Annotated in this window: 10 protein-coding genes and 1 pseudogene; 3 read left to right on the forward strand and 8 right to left on the reverse strand. The window is 58.8% G+C overall.

The window, feature by feature from the left end; all coding sequences use genetic code 11:
- The 3 genes from CKO42_RS26990 to CKO42_RS25780 form a co-directional block, all read right to left on the reverse strand.
- Positions 1–184, reverse strand: a 184-nt coding sequence (locus tag CKO42_RS26990; protein WP_476737479.1) for a PIN domain-containing protein, incomplete at its 3' end; no start/stop codon positions are given.
- Between the two features lie 156 nt (positions 185–340).
- Positions 341–514, reverse strand: a complete 174-nt coding sequence (locus CKO42_RS25775; RefSeq protein ID WP_200251908.1) for a hypothetical protein — start codon at positions 512–514, stop codon at positions 341–343.
- Entirely contained in the window at positions 507–989 is a 483-nt protein-coding gene (locus CKO42_RS25780) for a type II toxin-antitoxin system VapC family toxin (RefSeq protein ID WP_200251911.1), read from the reverse strand. Before CKO42_RS25780 ends, CKO42_RS25775 begins: the two co-directional genes overlap by 8 nt.
- Positions 990–1,581: 592 nt before the next feature.
- Here CKO42_RS25780 and CKO42_RS25785 point away from each other — a divergent pair.
- A complete protein-coding gene (locus CKO42_RS25785) occupies positions 1,582–2,055 on the forward strand; it encodes a hypothetical protein (RefSeq protein ID WP_200251914.1) in 474 nt (157 codons plus the stop codon).
- Here the strand turns inward: CKO42_RS25785 and CKO42_RS25790 are convergent.
- Positions 1,982–2,284 (reverse strand): transposase, encoded by a 303-nt coding sequence (locus tag CKO42_RS25790; protein WP_200251916.1) that lies wholly within the window; start codon positions 2,282–2,284, stop codon positions 1,982–1,984. The two genes, CKO42_RS25785 and CKO42_RS25790, sit on opposite strands and share 74 nt — an antisense overlap.
- 412 nt (positions 2,285–2,696) lie before the next feature.
- Between CKO42_RS25790 and CKO42_RS25795 the strand changes: the two genes are divergently transcribed.
- The gene (locus tag CKO42_RS25795; RefSeq protein ID WP_200251918.1) at positions 2,697–2,840 is read left to right on the forward strand and encodes a hypothetical protein; all 144 of its coding nucleotides are present in this window, start codon (positions 2,697–2,699) and stop codon (positions 2,838–2,840) included.
- On the opposite strand, the gene CKO42_RS25800 is transcribed toward CKO42_RS25795, so the two are convergent.
- Positions 2,774–3,370 carry a LexA family protein gene (locus tag CKO42_RS25800; RefSeq protein ID WP_242479713.1) on the reverse strand — a complete coding sequence of 199 codons (597 nt, stop codon included), beginning with the start codon at positions 3,368–3,370 and terminating at the stop codon, positions 2,774–2,776. The two genes, CKO42_RS25795 and CKO42_RS25800, sit on opposite strands and share 67 nt — an antisense overlap.
- A 123-nt stretch (positions 3,371–3,493) precedes the next feature.
- On the opposite strand from CKO42_RS25800, the gene CKO42_RS25805 reads away from it, so the two are divergent.
- Positions 3,494–4,102, forward strand: a complete 609-nt coding sequence (locus tag CKO42_RS25805; RefSeq protein ID WP_200251920.1) for a trypsin-like peptidase domain-containing protein — start codon at positions 3,494–3,496, stop codon at positions 4,100–4,102.
- Positions 4,103–4,215: 113 nt separating this feature from the next.
- Here the strand turns inward: CKO42_RS25805 and CKO42_RS25810 are convergent.
- From CKO42_RS25810 to CKO42_RS25820, 3 genes and pseudogenes are all read right to left on the reverse strand, one after another.
- Positions 4,216–4,476 (reverse strand): annotated as a pseudogene (locus tag CKO42_RS25810) (Txe/YoeB family addiction module toxin); the annotation flags it as partial.
- A complete protein-coding gene (locus CKO42_RS25815) occupies positions 4,469–4,729 on the reverse strand; it encodes a type II toxin-antitoxin system Phd/YefM family antitoxin (RefSeq protein ID WP_200251922.1) in 261 nt (86 codons plus the stop codon). The gene CKO42_RS25815 and the pseudogene CKO42_RS25810, both read right to left, overlap by 8 nt.
- A gap of 96 nt (positions 4,730–4,825) precedes the next feature.
- Positions 4,826–5,062: hypothetical protein (locus tag CKO42_RS25820; RefSeq protein WP_207148833.1), on the reverse strand; the 237-nt coding region annotated here is incomplete at its 5' end.

A 5,062-nucleotide genomic window follows, 5' to 3' on the forward strand; every position in this document is an offset into this window, starting at 1 on the left:
CGGCGGCAGAATCGCCACCAGCACATTCACGCAACACCAGTTCTGACAGGAATAACTCATAGTCATATCGTTTATCCCACCATGCTGAGGTTATTTGTTGGTGAGCGGCACCGATAATGGTTTTACTAGGCCGCGAAGTCAAATAACTGATGACGGAAGTTTCAAGATAAACTTTGCGCTTCAATGAGCTTACTCCAACTCCGTTGTTCACCCGCTAACGCCACGCTCAGCCGAGCCGGTTGAGCGACAGCGAATCTGGCTTCGGCTGGAGCACCGTGTTAGGCGATTTGATTTGTTCGTATCGTTGCCTGGTAATCAATTCGACCCAGGCCCCTTTAATTCAACTCTCCGTCTTTTGGAGCAAGTGTTTCGGACCGGGATTAAGCACAGGGCGTTTTGATTGCAATTCCCGCTCTCGGAGTGCGGCAATAATGCGCCGTAGATCATGTCCGTAAGCGGTGGCATGTTCTTCCCGGTACTTTCGCATTTCCTCGACGATCGGGTCTTCAATCATTAGATGTACCTCCAAGTTCTTCTGGCGAGCAAAGTAAGGGGCAAACGTAGCCGAGTGATTCCACGATACGAGTGATTAATTTCTTGATTTCGGTGTTGTTGATATGCTTGAAGTTCCAGGTGAGCAGATAATCTACTCCTTGGGTCGCAGCGATGGCGATGTGAAGGGCGTCATCTTCGCTGCCAGTGGGTATGGCATTTTCTGCAATGAGTTTTTCAGAAAGGAAGAGAGCGTTATCCGTAGCGGCAAGGCTTGGAATCTGTTCAATGAGCGCAAGTCGGCGTTTAGCAGCCGAAGGATCTCCGCGCCCGATTTCGTCTTCAACCAGAGCTGATACTCTCAATTCAAAGCGCTGCCTATCGTTTTCCCACCACTCAAGTGTCAGTGCTTGGCGGCCTGCGACGATGACATCGCGACTGGGACGGGAAACCAGATAGCTGATTACCGAGGATTCAATGTAGACAACAGGCTTCATTTGCTTTGGTTCGGTTGCGCATCTCTCGGAAGCTAACGAAAAAGCATTTTATCCGGCGTGCGCCAGGCAGATCTCGCGGTTGACGCACTGAGTCGGGCGCGCACGACGGATAAATGTTTGTTGGACTAATCCGCTCCCTGCACGACGCCTGAGTTCAGCACAGCCGTCGGCGACGATAGGGGATTGTATCCCCGAGGCTCGGGTAGATGGCACTCGGGCGGCGAAAACCGGCGGCGATGCTGGCGGTCTGCGAGACGAAAGTCGAGCATGCGTGGTGTGATGAGCCTGATTTTTTGGATACTTCCGTCGCAGTATAGGCGGTTTTCCGAGCGCGGGGCGCACGCAGCCGCAGGCCAGCGTTGGCCTGTCGACGTCGGCAACGTCGAGGTTGCCTAATCGCCGTCAGCGCTGCGGATTACCCCGGGTCAGGGCGCACGGGTGCGAGGTGCGCACTCACGCACAGGTGTCCCTTGCGGCATATCGGGCAGGGATGACCGACGTACGCGGCAGCTCGGCCTTCGCCCGGGTGGACCTGGGCGGGAGTGCCGCCAACGCGTGACGGATCAGCAGCAGGCACTTCGCCCGGCAGCGATTGGCGAGTTACCTGCAGGTCGCGCCAGAAAACCGCCTGGTCGCCGATGCCTTAGAAGCCGTTTGGAATGCCGCGCTGCGGGCGGTGGTTGAGGCGCAGGAACACTACGAACGCCAACGCGCGGCAGAGCGTTTGCTCATCGATGACGAGCAACGCGCACAGATCATGGCCCTCGCCGATGACTTCCCGGCCTTATGGAACGATCCGGGAACCCCGGCGCGCGAGCGCAAGCGCCTACTGCGTTTGTTGATCGAGGATGTCACCCTGCACAAGGGCAAGGAGATCCTCGCCCAGGTGCGCTTCCGCGGTGGGGCCACGCAGACGCTGCGCTTGCCGCGACCGCCAGCGATCGGGGAGTTGCGCCGCCATCGCGCTGCCTTGGTCGCCGAGGTGGACCGCCTCATCGATCAGAACACCGCTGCTCGCCGCTGCTGGCGTCGATCACCGCCATGGTGGGACCGCAGTAATCGATAAACAGCTTCTCGCCAGCGCGGTGCACTTGGCGCAGGCTGCGCTTTTGGCGCTTGACCCATTGGCGGTAGCGCTCGCAGAACTGGCTGTAGCGGTCGGCCTGCGCGCCGGCGGCCTCGGCGTACTCGCTCCAGAGTCGCTGCAGGGTGACGCCTTTGCGCTTGAGCTCGGTGTGCAGCTGGGCGTGATCGGGCTCGAGATAGCGCGGCGACTCCGTGCGCGGGGGATACAAGCGCCTCTAGGGCGGCCTCATCCAAGCCCTCGGGCAGCGGCCAGCCGAGCCCCTGCGCCTGGGCCAGGCTGACGTATTTGTTGACCGCGCCCTTGGAGAGCCCTAGGGCTCGGGCGATCTTGGCATGGCTGAGCTTGGCGTCGAACTTCAGCCTCAGCACTTCGGTGATCTTACGCATTGGACTCCTCTTGGTCGGCATACGCTGCTCCGGTGGTTGCACAAACCAGAGAGGTGCCGAAAAGATTGAAGAAATCCAGCGCTCTACGATCAATTCCGGACAGCGTGACCGGTGATTCCGGGATCGTGACCCCTGATTCCGGAAACACACCGGAAATCGGTCACGATCAATCGGAATCGGCGGTCACGTTCCGCCGGAATCAGCGGTCACGTTCGATCGGAATCACCGGTCACGATGGGCCGGAATACGCACTTCAGCGATGCCGAGCGCGCCACCCCACCACCGATTGGCAGCATCGTCAGCTTCAAGTATCACGGCCGCACCAAGTACGGGCGCCCCCGCTTCGCCAGCTTTCTACGCATCACCGACGAGTTCTGACTGTTCGATCCCAGTGCCACTTCATTGACGATTGGCCTGGGGGGGGTGGCGGCTTCGCCGTCGATCAGGGCGACGACGACCTCGCCATTGGTGGCCGTTGCTTGGCGTTTTACCAGGATCAGATCGCCGTCCTCGATCTGATCCTCGGTCATCGAATCGCCGCGCACGCGCAGCGCGAACTCGGCCCGCTGCGCGAGGTGCTCGGGTACCTCGACCCAGTCGGGATCTTCGATCGCCTCGAGCGGCTGTCCGGCGCTGATGCGACCCAACAGCGGCAAGGTGGCCATGGGCGCGGTGCGCGGATCGATCAGCTCGGGGGCGGCGTCGAGTTGGGTGGCGCGGCGGTGCTGGATGAGCCGGTCTGATGCCGTCATCGGCGCGTGCTCCGGGGTTCGCGGCGCCGGGTCAGGCCGGGCAGCGGTGGCGGCGCAGGGCGGTTGTGCTCGTTCATCGTCTGAGGATAGCAGCGCCGAGCGGGTACTGCCGTGCGGAAGTGCGGGCGTTGCGGCTTGGGCTTGCGGTCCGGGCATTGCCGGATCGGGCTTCGCTGCGGCTGTTCTCGACGGCGAGCGATGACTTGGCGCCGATTAGCGGGGCTGAGATCAAAGCGAGCCTGGAGCGCGACCGGGCGGCGTTGCCGATGGCTAGCGCGGATGCTGCGGACGCTGAGCCGCTGTACTGGAGTCCGCTCCTGCTGGGTGGACAGCCTGACGCTGGAACTGACCCTGCCCGAGGCCTCGAGCGTCGAGACGTTCTGGGGGCACCGGGCGGAGGCTTGCGGTGCGGCCCCGGTTCGCGCACCTGAGCGGGTCACTGGCGGCGCTGATCTGCTATCTGCCCACGAGAGCATCGATACGGTGTTGCTGCGCTTGCGCGGGGAGCCGCCACAGACGGCGGTGTTCGCGGGCTGGTCAGCGCGCTTGCCAGAGACCGATACGCCCTTGATCAGCGTGCATCATCCGCATGGGCAGACGGCGAAGATTGCCCGCGGGAGGGTGAGTCATTACTGGAACTGCGCGGATGTCGTCTACTGCGGCGCCAATGCCGAGATCGTTGCGATCCACTACTTTGGTGTCAGTTGTGTGGACGGCCTGACCAGTGGCGGCAGCAGTGGTGCCGGGGCTTTTCGGGCTGACACCGGGGAGTTGGTGGGTGTGCTGACTGGTGGGCTGAGTAGCTGTGCGGCGCCGACTAACAGTGACGACTTTGGCTGGTTTGGTTGGGTTTGTTGGGAGACCGGAGCGGGTGTTGGGTGCGAGTGATTGTTCTGCGGGTAGCGCCACCCGTAACCGGCGCATTTGTAGTGAGCGCAGCGAACGAAAAATGCGTCCGAGTTTACGGCCTTGTTAGCGGATTGCTGGCACCAGTGCACCCAGTAGTGGTACCTGCATGAAATGATCGTGATGGAGGAGTCCTCCACGGCATATACCAAGCGGTTGGTCTCATCAATGCGACGCGACCAAAAGCCAGCCAAGTTTTCTTTGAGAGCCTCTGGTTTGCCAATTCCTTCAAATGGAGATCGCTTCACGTCACCTATTAACTTATTAATCCGTTTTAAGGTCTTCTTATCCTGACTTTGCCAATAGATATAGTCATTCCATGCTTCGTCAGTCCAACAAAGCAACCGACTACTCATCTTCATCTACCAGCTTACGCTCAGTTGCTTTTCCTGCATTAAATTGCGCAATTGATTTATTGAGGTGTTCTGCATTAGCGGGAGAACGCAAAAGATGCACTGTTTCCATAAGGCTATTGTAGTAATCAAGCGACATTACCACCGCATCTTCCGAATCACGGCGTGTAATCACCGTGGTGTCGGCATCGTTGACCACGCCATCCAGCACAGCTTTAAGACCGTTGCGAGCCTCAGTGAATGAAATAATTCTCATGGGGTCGTCTCCTGTACAGTTGACCGTGCAAGTATAGAGCAACCAGCCAACATGTACAACCTATGGTACAGTTTATGCTACCGCTAACGACCAAGATCACCGGCCACTGAGTAGCGATAGCGGAGCAGTGGTCCGGTGAAGCGACTTGTTAGCGGGTGTTTGTTTAAGCGGCGGCTCAACAAAAGGATGGCCCATATGAATATGTTCTTTTTCAGATTTCTTTAAATCTTCGTAGATTGCGCGCAAGTCATGGTTAAACCTTGCAGCATGAGCTTCTCTATTTGATCTAACTTCTTCTATGATTTCGTCAATTGCCATCTTCTTCACCAAGGA

This window comes from Lamprobacter modestohalophilus (genome assembly GCF_016583905.1).
Taxonomy (GTDB): domain Bacteria; phylum Pseudomonadota; class Gammaproteobacteria; order Chromatiales; family Chromatiaceae; genus Lamprobacter; species Lamprobacter modestohalophilus.